The organism is Micromonospora sp. C81, assembly GCF_018070425.1.
GTDB classification, from domain to species: Bacteria; Actinomycetota; Actinomycetes; order Mycobacteriales; family Micromonosporaceae; genus Micromonospora; species Micromonospora zamorensis.
Genome location: NZ_JAGPXS010000008.1, coordinates 268,339 through 290,264 on the forward strand (window position 1 = coordinate 268,339; position 21,926 = coordinate 290,264).

The 21,926-nt window shown below is 72.7% G+C and carries 20 protein-coding genes; 9 read left to right on the forward strand and 11 right to left on the reverse strand.

Features of this window, described 5'->3' with window-relative positions:
- The first annotated feature begins 15 nt into the window (after window positions 1-15).
- The gene (gene hrpB / locus KBX46_RS16400; protein WP_210793152.1) at window positions 16-2,541 is read left to right on the forward strand and encodes an ATP-dependent helicase HrpB; all 2,526 of its coding nucleotides are present in this window, start codon (window positions 16-18) and stop codon (window positions 2,539-2,541) included.
- An 8-nt stretch (window positions 2,542-2,549) separates the two neighbouring features.
- On the opposite strand, the gene KBX46_RS16405 is transcribed toward hrpB, so the two are convergent.
- Window positions 2,550-3,275: a PP2C family serine/threonine-protein phosphatase gene (locus KBX46_RS16405; protein WP_141908726.1), complete on the reverse strand. Its 726-nt coding sequence runs from the start codon at window positions 3,273-3,275 to the stop codon at window positions 2,550-2,552.
- 275 nt (window positions 3,276-3,550) lie between these two features.
- Between KBX46_RS16405 and KBX46_RS16410 the strand changes: the two genes are divergently transcribed.
- Entirely contained in the window at window positions 3,551-6,160 is a 2,610-nt protein-coding gene (locus KBX46_RS16410) for a glycoside hydrolase family 9 protein (protein ID WP_210793128.1), read from the forward strand.
- Window positions 6,161-6,224: 64 nt separating this feature from the next.
- Here the strand turns inward: KBX46_RS16410 and KBX46_RS16415 are convergent, their stop codons facing one another.
- A complete protein-coding gene (locus KBX46_RS16415; RefSeq protein ID WP_145791459.1) occupies window positions 6,225-6,881 on the reverse strand; it encodes an HAD family hydrolase in 657 nt (218 codons plus the stop codon).
- Window positions 6,882-7,244: 363 nt separating this feature from the next.
- Here KBX46_RS16415 and KBX46_RS16420 point away from each other — a divergent pair, with 363 nt between their 5' ends.
- Both KBX46_RS16420 and KBX46_RS16425 read left to right on the forward strand, forming a co-directional pair.
- Complete coding sequence (locus KBX46_RS16420; protein ID WP_210793129.1) at window positions 7,245-8,495, forward strand: HNH endonuclease signature motif containing protein; 1,251 nt, start codon at window positions 7,245-7,247, stop codon at window positions 8,493-8,495.
- Between the two features lie 293 nt (window positions 8,496-8,788).
- Window positions 8,789-10,060, forward strand: a complete 1,272-nt coding sequence (locus KBX46_RS16425; RefSeq protein WP_210793130.1) for an MFS transporter — start codon at window positions 8,789-8,791, stop codon at window positions 10,058-10,060.
- 3 nt (window positions 10,061-10,063) lie between these two features.
- On the opposite strand, the gene KBX46_RS16430 is transcribed toward KBX46_RS16425, so the two are convergent.
- From KBX46_RS16430 to KBX46_RS16450, 5 genes are read right to left on the reverse strand one after another with little or no spacing between them, the layout of a single operon-like run.
- The gene (locus KBX46_RS16430; protein ID WP_088947289.1) at window positions 10,064-10,321 is read right to left on the reverse strand and encodes a UBP-type zinc finger domain-containing protein; all 258 of its coding nucleotides are present in this window, start codon (window positions 10,319-10,321) and stop codon (window positions 10,064-10,066) included.
- Complete coding sequence (locus KBX46_RS16435) at window positions 10,318-11,889, reverse strand: Na+/H+ antiporter (protein WP_210793131.1); 1,572 nt, start codon at window positions 11,887-11,889, stop codon at window positions 10,318-10,320. Before KBX46_RS16435 ends, KBX46_RS16430 begins: the two co-directional genes overlap by 4 nt.
- Window positions 11,890-11,927: 38 nt before the next feature.
- Entirely contained in the window at window positions 11,928-12,893 is a 966-nt protein-coding gene (locus tag KBX46_RS16440; RefSeq protein ID WP_099852050.1) for a TIGR03885 family FMN-dependent LLM class oxidoreductase, read from the reverse strand.
- 52 nt (window positions 12,894-12,945) lie between these two features.
- The gene (locus tag KBX46_RS16445; RefSeq protein ID WP_210793132.1) at window positions 12,946-14,361 is read right to left on the reverse strand and encodes an NADP-dependent succinic semialdehyde dehydrogenase; all 1,416 of its coding nucleotides are present in this window, start codon (window positions 14,359-14,361) and stop codon (window positions 12,946-12,948) included.
- 12 nt (window positions 14,362-14,373) lie between these two features.
- The gene (locus KBX46_RS16450) at window positions 14,374-14,637 is read right to left on the reverse strand and encodes a DUF6343 family protein (protein ID WP_088947285.1); all 264 of its coding nucleotides are present in this window, start codon (window positions 14,635-14,637) and stop codon (window positions 14,374-14,376) included.
- Between the two features lie 178 nt (window positions 14,638-14,815).
- On the opposite strand from KBX46_RS16450, the gene KBX46_RS16455 reads away from it, so the two are divergent.
- Window positions 14,816-15,427 (forward strand): antibiotic biosynthesis monooxygenase, encoded by a 612-nt coding sequence (locus tag KBX46_RS16455; protein ID WP_210793133.1) that lies wholly within the window; start codon window positions 14,816-14,818, stop codon window positions 15,425-15,427.
- 117 nt (window positions 15,428-15,544) lie between these two features.
- The gene (locus KBX46_RS16460) at window positions 15,545-16,396 is read left to right on the forward strand and encodes a GDSL-type esterase/lipase family protein (RefSeq protein ID WP_210793134.1); all 852 of its coding nucleotides are present in this window, start codon (window positions 15,545-15,547) and stop codon (window positions 16,394-16,396) included.
- A 33-nt stretch (window positions 16,397-16,429) separates the two neighbouring features.
- On the opposite strand, the gene KBX46_RS16465 is transcribed toward KBX46_RS16460, so the two are convergent.
- The 3 genes from KBX46_RS16465 to KBX46_RS16475 form a co-directional block, all read right to left on the reverse strand.
- Window positions 16,430-17,185 (reverse strand): EcsC family protein, encoded by a 756-nt coding sequence (locus KBX46_RS16465; protein ID WP_210793135.1) that lies wholly within the window; start codon window positions 17,183-17,185, stop codon window positions 16,430-16,432.
- 49 nt (window positions 17,186-17,234) lie between these two features.
- The gene (locus KBX46_RS16470; RefSeq protein WP_172861992.1) at window positions 17,235-17,381 is read right to left on the reverse strand and encodes a hypothetical protein; all 147 of its coding nucleotides are present in this window, start codon (window positions 17,379-17,381) and stop codon (window positions 17,235-17,237) included.
- 106 nt (window positions 17,382-17,487) lie between these two features.
- The gene (locus KBX46_RS16475; RefSeq protein ID WP_088947281.1) at window positions 17,488-18,348 is read right to left on the reverse strand and encodes a peptidase M23; all 861 of its coding nucleotides are present in this window, start codon (window positions 18,346-18,348) and stop codon (window positions 17,488-17,490) included.
- 419 nt (window positions 18,349-18,767) lie between these two features.
- Between KBX46_RS16475 and KBX46_RS16480 the strand changes: the two genes are divergently transcribed.
- From KBX46_RS16480 to KBX46_RS16490, 3 genes are read left to right on the forward strand one after another with little or no spacing between them, the layout of a single operon-like run.
- Entirely contained in the window at window positions 18,768-19,688 is a 921-nt protein-coding gene (locus KBX46_RS16480) for a proteasome assembly chaperone family protein (RefSeq protein ID WP_210793136.1), read from the forward strand.
- Between the two features lie 37 nt (window positions 19,689-19,725).
- The gene (locus KBX46_RS16485) at window positions 19,726-20,523 is read left to right on the forward strand and encodes an exodeoxyribonuclease III (RefSeq protein WP_210793137.1); all 798 of its coding nucleotides are present in this window, start codon (window positions 19,726-19,728) and stop codon (window positions 20,521-20,523) included.
- Window positions 20,524-20,540: 17 nt separating this feature from the next.
- Window positions 20,541-20,858 carry an antibiotic biosynthesis monooxygenase gene (locus KBX46_RS16490; RefSeq protein WP_088947279.1) on the forward strand — a complete coding sequence of 106 codons (318 nt, stop codon included), beginning with the start codon at window positions 20,541-20,543 and terminating at the stop codon, window positions 20,856-20,858.
- A gap of 240 nt (window positions 20,859-21,098) precedes the next feature.
- Here the strand turns inward: KBX46_RS16490 and KBX46_RS16495 are convergent, their stop codons facing one another.
- On the reverse strand, window positions 21,099-21,764 hold the full coding sequence (locus KBX46_RS16495; protein ID WP_231927311.1) for a class F sortase: 666 nt from the start codon (window positions 21,762-21,764) through the stop codon (window positions 21,099-21,101).
- Window positions 21,765-21,926: the final 162 nt, after the last annotated feature.

Genomic DNA, 21,926 nt, shown 5'->3' on the forward strand with positions numbered 1-21,926 from the left:
GTGCGAGACTGGGCCGTGCTCTCCGACGTAACCCTGGACCTGCCGGTACGCCCGGTGCTGCCGGCGATGGTCGCGGCGCTCGACGCGGCCGGCGCCGGCGTGCTGGTGGCCCCGCCGGGCACCGGCAAGACCACCCTGGCGCCGCTGGCCGTGGCCGACCGGGTGACCGGCCGGGTGGTGATCGCCCAACCCCGTCGGGTGGCGGCCCGCGCCGCCGCCCGGCGCATGGCCGAGCTGCTCGGCGAGCGGGTGGGCGAGCGTGTCGGCTACGCGGTCCGCGGTGAGCGCAAGGTGGGCCCGGCCACCCGGATCGAGGTGGTCACCACCGGCCTGCTGGTCCGGCGGCTGCACCACGACCCGGAACTGCCCGGTACGGGCGCCGTGCTGCTCGACGAGTGCCACGAACGACAACTCGACGCCGACCTCGCACTGGCCTTCACCGTCGAGGCACGGGCCACCCTCCGGCCGGACCTGTGGCTGCTGGCGATGTCCGCCACCCCGGACACCGACCGGTTCGCCGCGCTGCTCGGCGGGTCCGCCCCCGCCCCGGTGGTACGGGCCGATTCGGCGCTGTACCCGGTGCAGCGGATCTGGGCGCCGCCGGCGCGCCCGATCGCCCCGTCCGGGGCCGGGCCGGTGGACCGGGCCCTGCTCGACCACGTGGCCGCCACCGTCCGGCGGGCGCTGTCCGAGCGCGACGGCGATGTCCTGGTCTTCCTGCCCGGGGCCGGCGAGATAGCGGGGGTCACCGGCCGCTTGGCCGACCTGCGCGACACCGTGGCGCTGCTTCCGTTGCACGGCCGCCAACGCGGCGCCGAGCAGGACGCCGCCCTGCGTCCCGCGGACCGACGCCGGGTCGTGCTGGCCACCGCGCTGGCCGAGACCAGCCTGACCGTCCCGGGCGTACGGGTCGTGGTGGACGCGGGGCTGTCCCGGGTGCCGCGCATCGACCTGGCCCGCGGGTTGGGCGCTCTGGTCACCGTGCCGGTCTCCCGAGCCGCCGCCACCCAGCGGGCGGGCCGGGCCGGCCGGGAGGCCCCCGGGTACGTCTACCGGTGCTGGTCGGCGGCGACCCACGAGCGGCTGCCCGCCCGGGCCGAGCCGGAGATCGCCACCGCCGACCTGACCGGCTTCGCATTGGAGCTGGCCGCCTGGGGTCGGCCCGACGGCGTCGGGCTCGCGCTGCCCGACGCCCCACCGGCCGCCGCGATGACGGTGGCCCGGGACACGCTGCACACCCTGGGCGCGGTCGACGTCGACGGCCGGATCACCGCGCGGGGGCGGGCGATCGCCGCCGCGGGTGCACACCCCCGGCTGGCCCGGGCGCTGCTCGACGGCGCCGGGCGGGTCGGCGCCGACCGGGCGGCCGAGGTGGTCGCTTTGCTCGCCGAGGAGAGCGCGGCGGGCCCCGGTGACGACCTGGTCGCCGGTTGGCGTCGACTGCGAACTGGTGTCGACGCGGGCGCGACAGCCCGATGGCGCACCGAGGTACGACGGCTACGCGCCGCCCTGCCCGCCGGCCGCACCGACTCCGTGGGCCGGGGCGGCTCGGGTGGGCTGAGCGACGATCTCGCCGCCGGGCTGCTCGTCGGTCTGGCGTACCCGGAACGGTTGGCCCGGGTGCGGCGACCGGGCGGTTCGGCGTACCTGATGACCGGCGGGACCGCCGCGGAGCTGGCGGCCGGCTCGGGGCTGGCCGGTGCCGACTGGCTGGCGGTGGCCGTCGCGGACCGCACCCCCGGCGCGCCGTCGGCGCGGATCCGCCGGGCCTCGCCGGTGGACGAGGCGACGGCCCGGGAGGCAGCCGGCCCGCTGCTGCGCACGAGTCGGGAGGTCGGCTGGTCCGACGGCGACGTGGTGGCCCGGGAGGTGACCCGGCTCGGCGCGATCGAGCTGGTGCAGCGGCGGCTGGACCGACCGGACCGCGCGGAGGTGGCCGCGGCGTTGCTGACCGGCCTGCGTCAGGAGGGTCTGGGGATGCTGCCCTGGACCCCGGCGGCCCGGGCGCTGCGGGAGCGGCTCGCGTTCCTCCGACACCATCTTGGCGTCCCGTGGCCGGACGTCAGCGACGAGGCGCTGCTCGACGCCGCACCCACCTGGCTGGGACCGGAGCTGGCCGCCGCCCGGCGCCGCGCCGACCTGGCGCGGGCGGACGTGACGTCGGCGCTGCGCCGGCTGCTGCCCTGGGCGCAGGCCGCCCGGTTGGACGAGCTGGCCCCGGAGCGGATCGAGGTGCCGAGCGGTTCGCGGATCCGGGTGGACTACACCGACCCGACCGCGCCCGTGCTCGCGGTGAAACTCCAGGAGACGTTCGGCTGGTCGGTGGCGCCACGCGTCGGCGACGGGCGGGTGCCGGTGCTGCTGCACCTGCTCTCCCCCGCCGGCCGGCCGGTGGCGGTGACCGCCGACCTGCCGTCGTTCTGGCGCACCGGCTATCCGCAGGTCCGTTCCGAGTTGCGCGGGCGCTATCCCCGGCACCCGTGGCCGGAGGATCCGGGAACGGCGACGCCCACCCGCCGCGCCACACCACGGCGGCGCTGAGCGCCGGCCTATTCCTCCACGACGTCGGCCACCACGACGGTGACGTTGTCCGGTGCACCGGCGTGCAGTGCCAGATCGATCAGCTTGCCGACGCACTCCGACCGCTCCGGGTAACCGGTGAGCACCTCGGTGAGGGTGTCCGGACGGACGACGTTGGACAGACCGTCGCTGCACAGCAACCAGCGGTCGCCGGCCCGGGGCACCATCGTCGCGTACGACGGGGAGATCTCGTCGCCCTGCAACGCCTGGGTGACCACCGCCCGCCGCGGGTGGCTGCTGGCCTGGTCCGCGGTGATCACGCCCTGGTCCACCAGCATCTGGACGAACGTGTCGTCCCGGGTGACCTGCTTGAGCACGCCCTCGCGAAACAGGTAGGCCCGGGAGTCGCCGACGTGCGCGAGGGCCAGGCAGCTGCCGGTACGGGCGAAGAGCAGGGCGGTCAGCGTAGTGCCCATGCCCTGCCGCTCGGAGTCCTCGGCGACCGCCTGCCGGATCCGGGAGGTGGCCAGCGCGATGCCACCCTCCAGCGCGGCCACCAGCGCGTCCTCGGGAGTCTCCACATCCAGCGGGGCGACCGCGTCGATGGTGAGGGCGCTGGCCAGGTCACCGGCGGCCATCCCGCCCATGCCGTCGGCGACGGCGACGAGCCAGGTGCCGGCGTGCAGGGCGTCCTGGTTCCCGCTGCGGATCAGCCCACGGTCGCTCGTTCCCACGGAACGCAGCTTCAGGGTCATGGGAGGCAGCCTGCCAGGCGAAGGGCGCAGTTGTCTCTAGGAGATCAGGACGACGGCGCGTGGCGCGGCCAATCTCACGTCCGGATGGCGGCGCGTCGGGGGACGCGGGTCGCGCTGACCGCCCTCGTCGGATGCTGAAACCCATCCAACCAGATCAATTGACATGGCGTACCGGCACTGGAAACATCGAGCCGACACCTGGGAGCGCTCCCAGGTCATTTCCGCCCCACCGTGCCACCACCAATGTCCCACTTTCCGTCCCGGAAGGACTCCCCGTGACGCCATCCCGACGCCGCCTCCTGCTGGCCGCGGCGACCACCCTGGCCCTCACCGGCGCGGGCGCCGGCGCGGCCCACGCCGACCCACCACCGGACGCCCCCGAGCAGATCGACAACGGCGACTTCAACGCCGGAGTGAGCCCCTGGTTCTCGTTCGGCACCGGCCCTCTCGCGGTCACCGACGGCCGGCTCTGCACCACCGTCGCGGGTGGGCTGGCCAACCCCTGGGACGCCGGCATCGGCCAGGACGGGGTGCCGCTGATCGCGGGCGCCGAATACACCCTCGGCTTCGCCGTCTCCGCCACCCCGGGCGCCGCGGTCAAGGCCGTGCTGCAACTCGGCAGTGCCCCCTACACCACGTACGCGGCCGTGGACGCCAGCGCGACCGGCACCGCCCAGCGGGTCGAGCAGACCTTCACCGTCCCGGACGACAACCCGAACGCACAACTGATCTTCCAGGTCGGCGGCTCTCCCGAGACGCAGACCATCTGCCTGGACGACGTCTCGCTGCGCGGCGGTGAGCCGCCCGAGCCGTACGAGCCGGACACCGGGCCACGGGTGCGGATCAACCAGGTCGGCTACCTGCCGGGCGGCCCGAAGAACGCCACCGTCGTCACCGAGGCCACCGAGGCGCTGCCCTGGCAGCTTCGCTCGGCCGCCGGCGCCGTCGTGGCCAGCGGCAGCACCACCGTCCGTGGCGTCGACGCCGCCTCCGGGCAGAACGTGCAGACCGTCGACTTCTCCAGCTACCGCACCCCCGGCACCGGGCTCACGCTCACCGTCGACGGCGAGACCAGCCACCCGTTCGACATCTCCGGGACCCTCTACGACCAGCTGCGCTCCGACTCGCTGCAGTTCTTCTACGCCCAGCGCAGCGGCATCGCCATCGACGGCGACCTGATCGGCGACGAGTACGCCCGCCCCGCCGGCCACCTCGGCGTGGCACCCAACCAGGGCGACACCAACGTGCCCTGCCAGCCGGGCGTCTGCGACTACTCCCTGGACGTGCGCGGCGGCTGGTACGACGCGGGCGACCACGGCAAGTACGTGGTCAACGGCGGCATCGCCACCTACCAACTGCTCAACACGTTCGAGCGGACCAGGACGGCGGCCACCGCGGCCGGCGGCGCCGCGCTGGGTGACAGCACCCTGCGCGTCCCCGAGCGCGGCAACGCCGTGCCGGACATCCTCGACGAGGCCCGCTGGGAGCTGGAGTTCCTGCTGCGCATGCAGGTGCCGGCCGGCAAGCCGCTCGCCGGCATGGTCCACCACAAGATCCACGACCAGAACTGGACCGGACTGCCGCTCGCCCCGCACGACGACCCGCAGCCGCGCGAGCTGCACCCGCCGTCGACCGCGGCCACCCTCAACCTGGCCGCCACCGCCGCGCAGTGCGCGCGGCTCTTCGCCCCCTACGACGCGGCGTTCGCCAGCCGCTGCGGCACTGCCGCGAAGACGGCCTACGCCGCGGCCAAGGCCCACCCCGCGGTGTACGCGAGCCCGACCGACGGCACCGGCGGCGGCGCGTACGACGACACGAACGTGACCGACGAGTTCTACTGGGCGGCGGCCGAGCTGTACCTCACCACCGGGGCGCAGACCTACCTGACCGACCTGACCGCGTCGCCGCACCACACCGGTGACGTGTTCGACCCGCGCGGCTTCGGCTGGCAGAGCGTTGCCGCGCTGGGCCGCCTCGACCTGGCCACAGTGCCGAACGGGCTGCCCGCCGCCGACCTGACCCGCGTCCGCGCCTCGGTCACCGCCGCCGCCGACAGCTACCTCGCGGAGCTGCGCCGACAGGCGTACGGGCTGCCGATGCCCGGTGACGCCAACAGCTACTTCTGGGGCGGCAACAGCAACGTCATCAACAACGCCGTGGTGCTGGCCACCGCGTTCGACCTGACCCGCAACCCCGTCTACCGGGACGGTGCCGTTCAGGCCATGGACTACATCCTCGGTCGCAACGCCCTGAACATCTCCTACGTCACCGGGTGGGGCGAGCACGCCGCGCAGAACCAGCACAGCCGGATCTTCGGCCACCAGCTCGACCCGAACCTGCCCCGACCGCCCGCCGGCTCCCTCGCCGGTGGCCCGAACGCCGCCCTGCAGGACCCGTTCGTGGCGCAACTGCTCGCCGGCTGCAAGCCGATGTTCTGCTACGTCGACGACATCAACTCGTACTCGACGAACGAGGTGGCGATCAACTGGAACTCGGCGCTGGCCTGGATCTCCTCGTTCCTGGCCGACCAGGGTGACGCGGGCGCGGTGCCGGCCACCACCTGCTCGGTGAACTACACCAACTACGGTGCCTGGCAGGGCGGCACCGGGTTCACCGCCCAGCTGACCATCCGCAACACCGGTGCCACGGCCGTCAACGGCTGGAGCGTGCGGTTCGCGTTCACCGGCGACCAGCGGGTCCGCGAGGCGTGGCTGGCGAAGGTCACCCAGGCCGGCTCGACGGTGACCGCGCGCAACGAGTCGCACAACGCCAAGATCGCACCCGGCGGCACTGTGACGTTCGGCTTCAACGCGACGACGGCCGGCGGCGCCAACCCCGCTCCCGGCCTGATCACGGTCAACGGCGGAGCCTGCAGCCTCTCCTGACCCACTGCTGGTGGCCGCCCTCCCCGGGCGGCCACCACGCTCGCATGATCACGCGGCCGGCGGGTCAACCGCCGGCCGCGTTGTGCTTCGCGACCAGAGTGGAGAGTTCGTCCAGCGAGTCGATCCGGAACAGGCACCGTTCGGACACGGCCGGCATGTCGAGGATGTGCCCCCACGGTGAGCGCCGGATCAGGCACGTCTTCATCCCGGCCTCCTGAGCCGGGCGGGCGTCGTTGTCGGGTCGGTCGCCGACGTACAGAATCGACGACGCGTCACCGCCGCCCTCACGAACGACCCGCTCGAAGAAGGCCGGTGACGGCTTCGCCACCCCCCAACCGTGCGACGTGCCGATCAGGTCGACAGGTAGGTCGAGCGCCCGAAGGGTCGACTCGGCGTGCGCTGGCTGGTTGCCGGCCAGGCCCACCACCAGACCCTGCTCCCGCAACGAGGTCAGGCACGGTCGTGCGTCCGGGTAGAGGTCCTCTTCGCCGAACGACTCCGGCTGACCGGCGGCCGCGCGGCGCTCCAACTCGACCGCGAGATCGAAGTCCGGCCGGAAGGCCCGGAACGTCTCCTGATAGTCCAGGCCCCGGGCGATCACCGCACCGAAGACCGCCGAGAACGTGTGCCGTGGAACGCCGAGCCAGTCGGCCCAGGCGGCGAACTCGTGGGACTCGTCGAGAATCGTCCCGCCGACATCGAAGAAAATCGCATTGATCACGTGCATCCCCCGTCGCTTTCGTTGTCGGTGGATCATAGGCAGCGGCACGACCGGCCACCAGGACTCCATGATCACTTGATGGTGAGCAGCTGGAACACCGCGACTTCCGCTACTGACCACCATGTGATCGAGGGCAGGCGTCGGTGTGCCGCTCCGCAGGAGCGTTCGGGGCGAGCGTGCCCCCGGCTGGCGCTGTCGAGCTGATGACGCAAACGATTCACCGGGCGCAGCAGCAAAGCCGATGGATCGGACGCGGCCCCGAGTGAGCCGTATGCCGCCGGCATGAGGACCGCTCCGTGCGCCCGGCCCGTGCCGAACCGCGCGCTCCAGAGAGTTGTCGTACACCTGTTCTATTGTCGTTCCATGTTGGAGGAGTTGACGCATGCGGAGACGGCGGTCGCCGACTGCCTCGACGCGCCGGCGTGGGCTCTTCCGGAGCACGACCTCGTCGCGGCACTCGACGCCGCGCACCGACTCGAGCAACGCCTGGCTGCGGTCAAGCTGGCCCTCGTGCGGGAGCTGGACGGTCGAGGCACCGGGACCACGCAGGGCGCATCCTCGACGGTGGTGTGGCTTCGGGACCGGCTGCGGCTCAGCGTCTCCGCCGCTCGCCGGCTGGTCGATCTCGCCGGCGCGTTGGACGCCGGAGCGCCAGGCGTGCGCGCTGCTCTGGCCAGCGGGGATATCAGCGTCGAGCAGGCCCGGGTCATCGGCGACACGGTCAGCACGGTGCACACGGCCGCCGGCGCCGAGGCGGCCGGGAAGGCGGTCGGCGTCCTGGTCGAGTGGGCCGGGCAGTTCGAGCCGACCCTGCTGCGCAAGCTGGGCACCCGCATCCTCGATCACGTCGCCCCGGAGGTCGCCGAAGCCGCCGCCCGGGCGGCGCTGGAGGCCGAGGCCCGCCGAGCCAGCCGGGATCGCCATGTCACGCTGTCCGAGCTGTCGGACGGCCGGCTGCGGCTGTCCGGCAGCCTGGACGCTGAGGCGGCCGGCCTGCTGCGCGCCGCGATCGACCCCCTGACCGCACCGTCCGGTCCGGACGATCCGCGTTGTCCCGGGCAACGCCGGCACGACGCGCTCGCCGACCTCTGCCGGCTTGCCCTGCGCACCGGCGAGTTGCCCGAGCACGGCGGCGACCCCGCCCAGCTCGTCGTCACCACAAGCTTCGAGACGTTGGCCCGGCAGCTCGACGCCGGCACTCTCGACACCGATCTTCGGCTCACCCCGGAGACGGTTCGCCGGCTCGCCTGCGACGCGGCGATCCTGCCCGCTGTCCTCGGCGGCGCCGGTCAGACGCTCGACGTGGGCAGGCAGCGTCGGCTCGTCACCGGCCCCCTGCGACGCGCCCTGGTCCTGCGCGACCGCGGCTGCGCCTTCCCGGGCTGCGACCGCCCGCCCCGCTGGTGCGACGCCCACCACATCCACCACTGGGCCGACGGCGGCAGCACGAGCCTGGCCAACGCCGTGCTGCTCTGCGCCCACCATCACCGACACGTCCACCGTGGCGAGTGGACCGTCCGGCTCGGCGGCGACGGTCGGCCCGAATTCGTCCCGCCGGCCTGGCTCGATCCCGACCGGCTCCCCCGCCGCAACCAGTACCACCGGCGAACGTGACCCATCACTGATCCGAACCCGGCGAACAAGCCTGCGCCGCCGAACAAGCCTGCCCGCCGAAAGGGCCGACGCCGCCGGCAAGCCTGCGCAGCACGAGCAGACGCGCAGCACGAGCAGACGCGCAGCACGAGCAGACGCGCAGCACGAGCAGACGCGCAGCACGAGCAGACGCGCAGCGCGAGCAGACGCGCAGCGCGAGTAGATCGAGAGCCGGCAGGCGACCCGGAGGGGCTGTGACGGGCACCGCACTGTGCGGGGCATCGATGAGCAGGTGGCGGCTCTAGGGTCGGTGGATGGGCACCACGGCGGAGGTTCGCGGCCATTGGCGGTCGCTGTCGCCGCTGCCGCCGCCCGGTCGGCTGCGCACCCTGTCGCTGGCCACCCTCGCCAACACGGTCGGCACGGGGCTGTGGGTGACGGGTGCGGCGCTCTTCCTCACCCGCGCCGTGGGGCTGACCCCGACCGAGGTGGGGCTCGGGCTCACTCTCGCCGGCCTGGTCGGGCTCACTGCCAGCGTGCCGCTCGGCGGGCTCGCCGACCGACGTGACCCCCGGAGCCTCCGCGCCGTCCTGCAACTGGCGCAGGCGGTTGTCGCCGCCGCGTACCTGCTGGTCGGCTCTTTCCCGGTCTTTCTGCTGGTGGCCACACTGGACGCTCTGCTGATCTCCGGCAACCTCGCCGTCCGCGCCGCGCTGGTCGCGGCCGTGGGCGGCCCCGAGGGCCGGGTGCACGCCTTCGCCACCCTGCGCGCGGTGGCCAACCTGGGCGTGGCGCTCGGTGCGGGGCTGGCCGCGTTCGCGCTGGCGGCAGACACCGGGTGGGCGTACCGACTGCTGGTGCTCGGCAACGTCGCCACCTATCTCGTCTCGGCGGCGCTGATCATGCGGCTCCCGGCGTACCCGCCGGCCCGGCGACCACTGCGGCAGAGAGCCGGCCGGGCGTTGCGCGACAAACCGTTCCTCGCGGTCGCCGGCGCCTCGGCGGTGCTCTCCGTGCACCACGTGGCGTTGACGCTGGTGCTGCCGCTGTGGGTGGTCGCGCACACCGATGCGCCTCCGGTGACGGTTGCCGCCCTCCTGCTGGTCAACACGCTGCTCACCGTGCTGCTCGCCGTACGGCTCAGCGGGAGCGCTCGGCATGCGGCGCCGGCGGCGACGACGATGCGCAGGGCCGGGTTGGTGCTCGCGGCCGGGATGCTGCTCTGGGCCGCGACCGCCGTCGTGCCCACCGCGGTGGCGATCGGCCTGCTGCTGGCGGCGACGGTGATCTACACCATGGGCGACCTGTGGCACGCCGGGGCCGGGGCGGCGCTGGCCTACGACCTCGCCGTCCCGGACGCCCTCGGCGCCTACCAGGGGGTCGACGGACTGCTCGCCGGGCTGGTCCGCGCTGCCGGCCCGGCCCTGCTGACCTGGTTGATCATCGACGGCGGCCCGGTCGGCTGGCTGGCGCTGGCGGGGTTGCTCGCGCTCACCGGCCTCGCCGTGCCGCCGCTCACCCGCCGCGCCCTGGCCGACCGCGCTGACCGCACCGATCGCGCTGACTGGTCACCGCACCCGGTCTGACCGTCAGCCGATCTCCTCGTCGACGAAGCACCATCGCCAGGCCTCGCCCGGCTGCGCCGATCTGATCACCGGGTGGCCGGTGGACGCGAAGTGCTTGCTCGCGTGCTGGTTCGGCGACGAGTCGCAGCAGCCGACCTGCCCACAGCTCAGGCAGGTGCGCAGGTGCACCCAGTAGGTCTCGCCGATGGCGACGCAGTCCTCGCACTCGTCGGGGGTGCGCGCCTCGGCTGCACCCGCCTCGGTCAGGTGCTGACAGCTCACTTCCCGGCCTCCCTCAGCAACGACTCCTCCAGGTCCAGGTCACGATAGGCCTGCACCAGCACCTCCTCAGGGATCCGACCGGAGTCCCGGGCAGCCCGGAACACATCCCGCTCGGCGTCGATCATCTCTTGTCGCAACCGACCGTACGCCTGCGACGGGGTCTCCCGCTCGGTGCCACCGAGCCGTTCCCAGGCCATGTTGGTGCGGTCCTCCACCGCTCGGCGCAGCCGGTCCACCACCGCGTCAGGTGCGCTGTCAGCCAGCTCGTCGAGACGCTCCTGGGCAGCCCGGCTGGCCTGCTGCTGCACACCGGCCGCGGACAGCGCGTCCTGCACCGGGTCGTCCTGCGGCAGCTTCAACCGACGGGCGACCAGCGGCAGCGTGGCGCCCTGGCCGACCAGCGTGAAAACGATCACCGCGAAGGCCAGCCAGATGAGCAACGCCCGGGGGTACGGCTCGCCGTCGGCCAGGGTCAGCGGCAGCGCGAGCGCGGCGGCCAGGGTCACCACGCCGCGCATCCCGGCCCAGCCGATGATGATCGGCAACTTCGGCGACGGCCTGGGGTCGCGTCGGCGGACGCGGGGCACCAACCGGGCCAGGTAGGTGGCCGGGAAGAGCCAGATGAACCGGGTCAGGAAGACGGCGGCGAGCACCGCGAATGTGGTGATGACGAGCGAGCCGACCGGTTCGTCGAGGTCGTGCAGCACCTCCCGCAGCTGGAGCCCCACCAGCAGGAAGACCAGGCCCTCCAGCAGGAACCGGACCAGCCGCCAGAACGCGCCGATCTGCAACCGGGATGCCGCCGACAGCAACTGCGGCAGCTTGTGCCCGAGCACCAGACCGGTGACGACCACCGCGACCACACCGGAGGCGTGCAGGTGCTCGGTGGTGAACACCACCGCGAACGGGATGATCAACGACAGCGCGTTGTCCAGCAGAGGGTCGGTGATCCGCCGGTGCAGGAAACCGAAGACAAACGCGCCGAGCGCCCCGATCAGGATCCCGCCGCCGGTGGCCCGCAGCACCTCGACGGCGACCTCGGCCGTGCCGACCGCAGATCCGATGGTGGCCATCGTCGCGACCCGCAGCAGCACCAGCGCGGTGGCGTCGTTGACCAGGCTCTCCCCCTCCAGGATGGTGACGACCCGGCGGGGCAGGCCCACCCGCCGGGCCACTGCCGTGGCGGCCACGGCGTCCGGCGGGGCGACCACCGCGCCCAGGGCAAGGCAGATCGCGAACGGCAACTGCGGCAGCAGCAGGTGCAGCACCAACCCGACCACGAAGGCCGTGAACAACACCAGGCCGACCGCGAGCAGCAGGATCGGCCGGATGTTGTTCTTGAACGCCGGCACCGAGGTCTCCAGTGCGGCCACGTAGAGCAGCGGCGGCAGGATGCCGATCAGCACCAGCTCGGGGTCGAGTTCCACCTGCGGGAAGCCCGGTACGAACGAGAGCGCCAGACCGAGCACGACCAGCACGATCGGCGCGAGCAGGCCGAGCCGGCGGGCCAGCGCGGCACCCAGGGTGGCGATCGCCAGGAAGACGACGACCGGAAACAGGCTTTCCATGGGGTACGAGCCTAGGGGTCCGTCGGTTGAGCCCTCGATCAGCCAGCCGGGCGCAACTTCGGCAGCACCTCCGCGCCGAACGCGTCGATGAAGCCGCGCTGCTCCTGCCCGACGTGGTGCAGGGCGATCTGGTCGAAGCCGAGTTCGACGTACTCTTCCAACCAGCCGACATGCCGACCCAGGTCCGCGGACACGTTGACCACCTCGGCGACCCGCTGCGCCGGCACGTCCGCGGAGACCACGTCGAAGTGCTCGACGGTCTCCAGGTCCCAGCAGACCGGCGGGGCGAAGACGTTGCTGCGCCACTGGTCGTGGGCGATGGCCTCGGCCTGCGCCTGCTCAGACGCCCAGGAGACGTGCACCTGCAGGTGCAGTGGCCCGCGCCCACCGGCGTCCCGGTACGCGTCGATCATCTCGCGCAGGTGTGCCTTCGGCGCGTTCACGGTGATCAGCCCGTCCGCCCACTCGGCGCACCAGCGGGCGGTGGCCACGCTGACGGCGGCGCCGACCAACGCGGGCGGCTGCTCCGGGCGGGTCCACAGTCGGGCCCGGTCCACCCGGACCAGGCCGTCGTGGCTGACCTCCTCGCCAGCCAACAGCGCGCGGATCACGTCCACGCACTCGCGCAGCCGGGCGGCGCGTACGTCCTTGCGCGGCCACGGGTCGCCGGTGATGTGCTCGTTGCTGGCCTCGCCGGTGCCCAGCGCCGCCCAGAACCGGCCCGGGTACATCGCGCCGAGCGTGCCGATCGCCTGCGCGATGATCGCCGGGTGGTACCGCTGGCCGGGCGCGTTGACAACACCGAACGGCATGCCGGTGGCCTGCAACGCGGAGCCCAGCCAGGACCAGGCGAAGCCGGACTCGCCCTGCCGCGCGCTCCACGGCGAGAAGTGGTCGGAGCACATGGCCGCGTCGAAGCCTGCCCGCTCGGCGTGCATCACCGCCTCCAACAGGGCGCGTGGACCGATCTGCTCATGCGAGGCGTGAAAACCGAACGACGTCATGGGCACACTTCCTACCCACGACGGCACCGGCTGACGCGTGCCGCGCCCCGAACTACTCGGCGTGCGCCCCGGCGCCGGCCGAGGCGGCGCCCTCACCCACCCAGACCGTCTTGGTGTTGCAGAACTCCCGCATGCCCAGCGCCGACAGCTCCCGCCCGTACCCGGAGTTCTTCACACCACCGAACGGCAACTCCGGGTAGGACGTCGTCATGCCGTTGATGAAGACGTTGCCCGCGTCCAGGTCCGTGGCGAAACGCTCCTGCTCGGCCGGATCCCGCGTCCAGGCGTTCGAGCCGAGCCCGAAGCTGGTGCCGTTGGCGACCTCGATCGCCTCCTCGTACGACGAGACCCGGAACAGGCCGGCGACCGGGCCGAAGACCTCCTCGGACCACATCCGCATCTGCGGGGTGAGGTCGGTGACCACTGTCGGCGGGTAGAACCAGCCGTCGCCGCTTGGCAGCTCGCCACCGCAGAGCACTGTCGCGCCGTTGTCCACGGCGTCCTGGACCTGGGCGTGCACCTCGTCACGGCCCCGCTCGCTGGCCAGCGGCCCCACATCTGTGTCCGGGTCCATCGGGTCGCCGACCCGCAGCGCGGCCATGTTCGCGGCGAACTTCTCCGCGAAGGCGTCGAACACGTCGGTGTGCACGATGAACCGCTTCGCGGCGATGCAGGACTGGCCGTTGTTCTGGCAGCGGGCCGTGGTGGCCACCTCGGCGGCCCGGTCCACGTCGGCCGAGGGCATCACGACGAACGGGTCGCTGCCGCCGAGTTCGAGGACGGTCTTCTTCAGCTCCCGTCCGGCGATCTGGGCGATGGACCGGCCGGCCGGCTCGCTGCCGGTGAGCGTGGCGGCGCGCACCCGGGGGTCGCTGAGGATCCTCTCGACGGCCTCCGAGCCGACCAACACGGTGGTGAAGGCCCCCTCGGGGAAGCCGGCCCGCCGAAACACGTCCTCCAGCAGCAGCGCGGTCTGCGGCACGTTCGAGGCGTGCTTGAGCAGGCCGGTGTTGCCGGCCATCAGCGCCGGCGCGGCGAAGCGCATCACCTGCCAGAGCGGGAAGTTCCACGGCATCACCGCGAGCACCACACCGATCGGCTGGTAGCGGATGAACGCCCGGGTCGCCTTCACGGCGTCGGCGTCGGCCGGCTCGTCGGCGAGGAACGCCGGGGCCTTGTCGGCGTAGAAGCGGGCGGCCGTGGCGCACTTCGTCACCTCGGCCTGCGCCGACACGTAGGTCTTGCCCATCTCCGTGGTCATGATCCGGGCGATCTCGTCGCGCTCGGCGTCGAGCAGGTCGGCGGCGGCGTTCATCCACTGGGCGCGCTGGTCGACGGTCGTCTCCCGCAACTGCTGGTACGCGAGGTCGGCGCGCTCGATGGCACCGTCGAGTTGCTCGGTAGACATCGCCTCATAGGTCTTGAGCACCTGGCCGGTGGCGGGGTTGGTGGTGGCGATGTGGGGCATCTCGTCCTCCTGTCACTCGAACAACGAGTGTCGTACGCCCGGCTCCTCGCGGCGGCGGGCGGCGCGGCGGCGCTGGATCACGACCAGGTCGACCACGGCGACCACAGCGAAGATCGCACAGACGACGCCCAGCCAGGCGATGCCGGCCCAGAATGCCAGCACCGCGAAGAGCACCATGATCACCAGCCCGAAGCTGGCGAGGGTGAGACGGAGGTTCAGCGCGCTGTTCGCGTGGCCGACCGTGCCACGGGCACGCCGGGGCTGCGATCTCGTCATGCTCAGGGACCTACCCCCGATCGCCAGCGTTAACCGGCCTCGGACACCTCGGTCGGTCGCGAACGACCACCGACAGGTTCCGGCCGATGGCCCGCACGGGCGGGCGGCACCGGAGCGCGCCGGTGTGCTCGATTACATCCGTTCGCGTCGCGGCCCCTGCCGACCGCAGGATGGACGCATGTCATTGACCCTCGCCGTGCCGGTGACCGTCGCCATCGCCCGCCGTGTCGACCCGGCACGGTCCAGCGAGATGGTGGCGTGGATGCGGGCCGGCACCGCGCTGGCCGAGGCGTTCCCCGGGTTCCTCGGCGCCGGCTGGGTGCAGAGCGGCCCCGGTTCGCCGGAGTGGCACATGCTCTACCGCTTCGCCGACGCCGAGACGCTGCACCGGTGGGAGGAGTCGCCGCAGCGGCACTGGTGGCTCAGTTCGGCGCAGGGCATCGTCGAGCACACCCGGGTCGAGCGGCGTACCGGGATCGAGGGCTGGTTCGACCCTCCGCTTGAGCACTCGGTGGACCCGGTCGAGCCGGTCGGGCCGGTCGGGCCGGTCGGGCCGGCCACGCCTCCGAGGTGGAAGCAGGCGGTGACGATCTGGCTGGCGTTCTTTCCGTTGAGCCTCAGCGCCACCCTGCTGACCAGCCGTTTCCTCGACGCGGTGCCGCTGGCGGCGCGGGTGCTGCTGATGACCCTCTGCCTGACCCCGCTGATGACCTATCTCGTGCTGCCCCGGATCACCCGGGTGCTGCACTGGTGGCTGCACGGTCAGCCCGCGCCCTGGCGGGCCTTATAGCACCCAGCTGGCACCATCGTCGGCGCTCTGCCGCATACCCGACAGCACCTCCCCGGCACACCACATCCTACGCATAGAGTTACCGCGCTGTCGCTCTGTGCTGTGGGAGGGGACGTCATGCCTCGACGGGGGGTCACCGCCCTGGCCTGTCTCGCGGCGCTGGTGGCGCTGGCCTGCGAGGGCGGCACCTCCGCGACACCACGCCCCACCAGGAGCGCACCGCCGTCGAGCGGCCCGGGCGGCATCGCCGCACTCGGAGACTCGATCACCACGGGCTTCGCCTCCTGCCTCGTGCTCACCTCATGCGAGCGCAACTCCTGGTCGACGGGGGACGGCCTGCGGGTGGAGAGCCACTACCGGCGACTGCTGGAACAGAATTCGGCGATCCGCGACCGGACGTACAACCACGCCCGTCCCGGCGCCCGCGCGGACGCGCTGGAGGGTCAGGCCCAGGCAGCGGTACGCGACCGCGCCGACTACGTCACAGTGCTGATCGGCGCCAACGACGTCTGCCGGGGCGGGGTGGATGCGATGACCCCGGTGGCGCAGTTCCGGGCCGACGTCGACCGGGGCCTACGGGTGCTGCGGACCGGCCGACCGAAGGCCCGGGTGCTGGTGGTGAGCATCCCCGACCTGTACCGGCTCTGGGAGGTCGGGCACGACGACGCCCGCGCCGTACGGGCGTGGAGGCGGGGCATCTGCCCGTCTCTGCTGGCCGAGGCGACCTCGACCGCGCCCGCCGACCGGGCGCGCCGGGCCGCCGTCCGGGACCGGATCAACGCGTACAACGCCGAGTTGGTGGCGGCCTGCCGGGCGTACGGCTCCCGCTGCCGGCACGACGGTGGAGCGGTGCACAAGGTCCGATTCACTCTGGACCTGCTCAACCCGCTGGACTGGTTCCACCCCAACGCCACCGGCCAGGGCCGGCTCGCCGAGGTCACCTGGCGCTCGTCCGGCCTGGCCAACTGACCAGGCTGGCCGGCTGACCAGGCTGGCCCGCGGTCAGTGGCGGCGGGGCTCCGGGACGGCGACGCCGCGGGAGCGGTACAGGGCCCGGGATCGCTGCGCCAGGTCCTTCGTGGCGGACGAGTTGGCCCAGGTGCCGAGGACGATGGCCGCACCTGGGATGATCTTGGCGACCATCCGCTTGGCGGCCCGAACGCCGGCCATCTGGGCCAGCCGGACGCCGAGTTGCAGCATGACCCGGCCGAGCGGGCGCCGGCCGCCGGAGCCGAAGAGCGCGTCGGCGCGTTCCCGACCGGCGGCCACACCGAGGGCCAGCCGGGCGCTCTCGGCGACCTTGTGCACGCGCTGGAGCACCAGCAGGTCGGTGGCCCGGTCGCCGTGCAGCGGGTCGACGTCGTACGCGGCGGCAATGTGCAGCACCATCCGCGCCTGGGTCCAGGCCAGGACGCCCACGTCGATCACGGCCCCGGGCAGCCCTGCCGCTCCGGAGACGGCGCCGGACAGCCGGGCCAGGTTGACGAACTTGCGGGCCGCCTGGTCGGCAAGGACGTCGGCCGACACGCCGGGCTGTTCCGCTCGGGCCCGGACGGCCCACTGCGCGGCCTCCGGCCCGAGCCGGCGCACCGCCTCAAGGGCCAGGTGCTCCGGGGCGTACTGCGGATCGTCGCGCATACGGTCCCAGAGACGGGCCGGCGGACCCTCGGGGGCGTCCACCGGCCCGGTCGGCAGGCCGACGGACGGCTGGGGGGCAGGGGCGGCAGGTTGGCCGCCGACGGATGGGGTGTCGGTCACCGGGTCTCCCGAGGGGTGGGAAAGGCGGACAGGGCGGCCGATGGAGCGGTCAGCGGCGGCGGTTGGAGAACCGAGCCGCCAGCCCCTTGAGCTTCTGCTGGTTGCCCGGCTTGGCCATCTCCCGACGGCCTCGCTCCACCAGCTGCTGCCCCTTCGGCGATCTCAGGAACATGGTGATTCGCTGCATCAGTGACATGGCGTCCTCCTGTCGATGGTCCCGCTGTCATGTGTACCCCTAACCCGCAACACATGTACCCAGGATGCGACAGCCTCAACCCTAACCGTCCACAGTGGGCGGTAGGTTACCGCCCCGTCGGCACGATGGCGTCGACGACCCGGGTGGCCCGCCACTCGTGCTGCTGGTAGTGCTCGGGGTACGCGGAGACCTGCACCGCCTGAGCGGCGTCGGTGAGCCGCATCCGCTGCCAGCCGGGCACCTGTTCCAGCGCGGCGAGGAACTGCCGGGTGGCGAACTCGGGGTCCATCAGCCGACCCACCGGGCCCCAACCGCTGCTCGAACGCTGCTGGAACAACCCGACCGAGTCGTGGTCCCAGCCGACGCCCTGGTGCGGGTAGTCCTGCGACTCGGGCAGCACGCCGCTGGCCACGTTGTAGAGGTTGCTCTCCTGCATGGCGGTGGCCACCGCGATCACCAGCCCACGCCGGGGCACCCCCATCTTGCGGCCGGCACGGACGATCGCCTCCGCGTTCTCCATCTGGTCCTCGTCCAGCCCGGCGACGGGCGCCGGGTCGGTCGGGCGAGCCGGGGCGGCCTTCCGGGCCGGCGCGCTGGTGTCCGGGTCGGCGGGGGTCGCCGCGGTGGACGGAACAGCGGCGGAGGTGCTCGGGGCAGCCACCCGGTCGAGGCCACGGGACGCACTCTGCTGCTCGGCGCGCTGCGCCAACTCGGAGTTGGAGATCGCCCCCTCCCGCGTCGCCGCGTCGGCGGACTCGTCGCGGACCTGTGCGACGGCGGCCAGGCCGAGGCAGCACACCACGCCCGTCGCCAGCGCCACCTGCGCCCGGCGTCGACCGGTCAGGTCCCGGGCGTACGCCCGAAGCCGACTCGCGGTGGTTGTCCGTTCGGTTGAGGTGCCATCCTCCGTATCGGCAGTGGGGGTACTCGGGGCATACGGGTCGTCGAGGGTGCCGTCGTCACGCATCAACCGAGGCTAGGCAGGGGAAAACCCTGATCACGCACGGTGATCACGTGGCGCTTCCCACACATTCGGCCCGTCCTGGTGGACGACCTGGGCGGCTCGACCTGCCCGGGGAACGTACCTCGCGTACCGGACCAACCAGGCGGCGCACGCAGTCTGGCTCGGCCCGTCACAGGCCGGGACATCCGACCGCGCCACCCGACATGATCGACAAACTCGGCCTTTGGGCCGAACCGGGCTCGTCCGATCGGTCGACCGGACTCGCCTGGCGGCGTAAACAGGTGATTAGTCCGATCGCTCCCACCCCCCGGGCGGCGGATCGCCCGAAGCAGGAATGCGCCAGGATGGCGGGTACGTTGCCCGAACGGGTGCCCTCCGTCGCGTCGGCACTCCGCAGGCACATTTCAGGGAGGTCCGCACCGGTGCTCGACCCACATGAGCTCTATCAGCTCACCGACGATCTGCCCGACCTCGGGCAACCGGTCCTCATCCAGGCCCTCACCGGGTTCGTGGACGCCGGCAACGCCAGCCGGCTGGCGCGCGAGCAGCTGCTCACCTCGCTGGAGGGTCGGCCGATCGCCACCTTCGACGTCGACCAGCTCTTCGACTACCGGTCCCGACGACCGGTGATGACCTTCGTCGAGGACCACTGGGAGAGCATCGACGCTCCCAAGCTGGAGCTGCACCTGCTGCACGATGACGACGAAACGCCGTTCCTGCTGCTCACCGGCCCCGAGCCGGACCTGCAGTGGGAGCGGTTCGTGGCCGCCGTCGCGGGCCTCGCCGCCCGGTTGGACGTCCGGCTCACCGTCGGGCTCAACTCGATCCCGATGGCGGTGCCGCACACCCGGCCGACCGGCGTGACCGCGCACGCCACCCGCCCCGAGCTGATCGCCGGCTACGAGCCCTGGTTGCAACGCGTCCAGGTGCCCGGCAGCGTCGGCCACCTGCTGGAGTTCCGGCTCGGCCAGCAGGGCCGGGACGCGCTTGGCTTCGCCGCCCACGTGCCGCACTACGTGGCGCAGACCGAGTACCCGGCCGCCGCCGAGGTGCTGCTCACCTCGGTGTCCCGCAGCACCGGCCTGCTGCTGCCCGGTGACGGGCTGCGCTCGGCCGCCGAGGTGGTCCGGGTGGAGATCGACCGGCAGGTCGCCCAGACCGACGACGCCGCCGCCCTGGTCCAGGCCCTGGAGGAGCAGTACGACGCGTTCGCCCGGGGTCGGGGCGAGAAGAACCTGCTCGCCCAGGACACCGGACCGCTGCCCACTGCCGACGAACTCGGCGCGGAACTGGAGCGGTTCCTGGCCGAACAGACCCGTCCCGGCGACACCCCGGGTAGCTGACCGGGCGTCGCGGGGGCGAATGCGGCAGGCTGGGGGCATGCGCCTGGCGACCTGGAACGTCAACTCGGTGAAGGCCCGCCTGCCCCGACTGCTGGAGTGGCTGGCCGACACCGGCCCCGACGTCGTCTGCCTACAGGAAACCAAGTGCCCGGACGGCGCCTTCCCCGCACCCGAGGTGGGCGAGCTCGGCTACACCGTGGCCAGCCACAGCGACGGCCGGTGGAACGGAGTCGCCATCCTGTCCCGGGTCGGGCTCGACGACGTCCGGGTCGGGTTCGCCGGTGAGCCCGGCTTTCCCGACCCGGAGGCCCGGGCCATCTCCGCCACCTGCGACGGGGTGCGGGTCTGGTCGGTGTACGTGCCCAACGGCCGGACGCCGGACGACCCGCACTACGCGTACAAGTTGGTCTGGTTCGCGGCACTGCGCGACGCGCTGGCCGCGGAGCTGGCCGGCGGGCTCCCGCTGGCGGTCTGCGGCGACTTCAACGTCGCCCCGACCGACGCCGACGTCTGGGACCCGGCGGTCTTCACCCACTCCACGCACGTCACCCCGGCCGAGCGGGCGGCCCTCGCCGCGCTGCGTGACCTCGGCCTCAGCGATGTCGTGCCCACCCCGATGAAGGGACCGCACCCCTTCACCTACTGGGACTACCGGGCCGGGATGTTCCACCAGAACAAGGGCATGAGAATCGACCTGGTGTACGCGTCCGCACCGTTCGCACGAGCGGTCCGCTCGGCGTACGTGGACCGGGAGGCCCGCAAGGGCAAGGGCCCGTCGGACCACGCGCCGATCGTGGTCGACGCGGACCTGGTCCCGGTGGTCGAGGCGTTCTGAGTGGCTAGGGTGGGCAGATGGCAGTCGTGAAGATCAACGCAATCGAGGTCCCTCCCGGCGGCGGCGCGGAGTTGGAGAAGCGGTTCGCCGCCCGAGCCGGCGCGGTGGAGAACTCCCCCGGTTTCCTCGGCTTCGAGCTGCTCCGGCCGGTCGCCGGCGAGACCCGCTACTTCGTCTACACCCGGTGGGAGACCGAGGAGGCCTATCAGGCCTGGGCCGCCGGCCCGTCCCGCGCCGCCCACGCCGCCGCGCCCGGCGAGAAGCCACGTCCCCCGGTCGCGACCGGCGCCAGCCTCCTGGAGTTCGAGGTGGCCCTGCACGTCCCGCAGCCCTAGGCGGCACGCCCCGCGCTTGATCCACTCGCGTTCAAGGAAATCGGGGTGTCCGACTCAGTCGGACACCCCTACTTCAAGGATCCCGTGTCGATCAAGCCCGCGGACAAAGGCCGTTTCGTAATCATCCGGGGTCTCCGGCGAGGCGCGATACCCCGACATCCTGAAAACCGAGTCGATCTGGCGGCAGCGCGCGCTCCGCGGCGGGCGGGCGTCGGCGCGCGGCAGAAGGGCGTCGTCGGATCAGGACTTGCGGGAGGACTGCAGGGTGGCGAAGGCGATGACGTTGTCGGCGTAGCCGGTGCGTCCGCCGATGAACTGCCCGCCGCAGGTGATCAGTCGCAGTCCGGGGGGCCCGTCGTGACCGTAGATCCGTTCGGCGGGCAGTTGGTCCTTCGGGAAGTGCTCGACGGTGTCGACCCGGAACACCACCACCGACTCGTCCGCCCGGGCCACCTCGATCAGGTCGCCGGGGTGCAGCTTGCCCAGGTCATAGAAGACCGACGGGCCGGTCTTGGTGTCCACGTGCCCGACGATCACCGCCGGGCCGGACTCGCCGGGTGTGGGCCCGCGGTCGTACCAGCCGGTCTCGTTGTGGCGTTCCAGAGGCGGTACGGCGATCGAGCCGTCCCGTGCCTGCCCGACGGGTGCCACCGGCGCGGCCACCTTGATCGCCGGGACCGTCAGGCGCACCGGGCGGCTGGCCGCCAACCCGACCGACTCACTGCGGGCCGGCTGGTCGCCGCCGGCCGGGGCGAAGTCGAACGGGCCGACCGAGCGGCCCAGCCCTGCCCCGGTGGCGAAGACCCCGGCCAGCACCAGCACCACGGCCAGCGGCACGGACCAGGGGCTACGACCGGGAGGACGGCTGCGCCGAGGCGTGACGGCGGTCGGCGGGCGAGCAGCCACTGCCGGGCGGTCGACAACCAGCGGGCGGTCGTCCCGCGGTAGGCGGTCGTCCTCCGGCCACGGGTCGTCCAGCGGTAGGCGATCGTCTTCCGGCCAGCGATCGTCCCGCGAGCGGCGAGCACCGGGCGACGGACGCGCACCCGGGGACGGACCGGCACCCGA

Bases quoted from the DNA above. Each gene is read 5' to 3' on its own strand.
- KBX46_RS16405 (WP_141908726.1), bottom strand. From the start codon at position 3,275: ATGACCCTGAAGCTGCGTTCCGTGGGAACGAGCGACCGTGGGCTGATC.
- KBX46_RS16420 (WP_210793129.1), top strand. From the start codon at position 7,245: ATGTTGGAGGAGTTGACGCATGCGGAGACGGCGGTCGCCGACTGCCTC.
- KBX46_RS16425 (WP_210793130.1), top strand. From the start codon at position 8,789: ATGGGCACCACGGCGGAGGTTCGCGGCCATTGGCGGTCGCTGTCGCCG.
- KBX46_RS16435 (WP_210793131.1), bottom strand. From the start codon at position 11,889: ATGGAAAGCCTGTTTCCGGTCGTCGTCTTCCTGGCGATCGCCACCCTG.
- KBX46_RS16440 (WP_099852050.1), bottom strand. From the start codon at position 12,893: ATGACGTCGTTCGGTTTTCACGCCTCGCATGAGCAGATCGGTCCACGC.
- KBX46_RS16445 (WP_210793132.1), bottom strand. From the start codon at position 14,361: ATGCCCCACATCGCCACCACCAACCCCGCCACCGGCCAGGTGCTCAAG.
- KBX46_RS16450 (WP_088947285.1), bottom strand. From the start codon at position 14,637: ATGACGAGATCGCAGCCCCGGCGTGCCCGTGGCACGGTCGGCCACGCG.
- KBX46_RS16455 (WP_210793133.1), top strand. From the start codon at position 14,816: ATGTCATTGACCCTCGCCGTGCCGGTGACCGTCGCCATCGCCCGCCGT.
- KBX46_RS16460 (WP_210793134.1), top strand. From the start codon at position 15,545: ATGCCTCGACGGGGGGTCACCGCCCTGGCCTGTCTCGCGGCGCTGGTG.
- KBX46_RS16470 (WP_172861992.1), bottom strand. From the start codon at position 17,381: ATGTCACTGATGCAGCGAATCACCATGTTCCTGAGATCGCCGAAGGGG.
- KBX46_RS16475 (WP_088947281.1), bottom strand. From the start codon at position 18,348: ATGCGTGACGACGGCACCCTCGACGACCCGTATGCCCCGAGTACCCCC.
- KBX46_RS16485 (WP_210793137.1), top strand. From the start codon at position 19,726: ATGCGCCTGGCGACCTGGAACGTCAACTCGGTGAAGGCCCGCCTGCCC.
- KBX46_RS16490 (WP_088947279.1), top strand. From the start codon at position 20,541: ATGGCAGTCGTGAAGATCAACGCAATCGAGGTCCCTCCCGGCGGCGGC.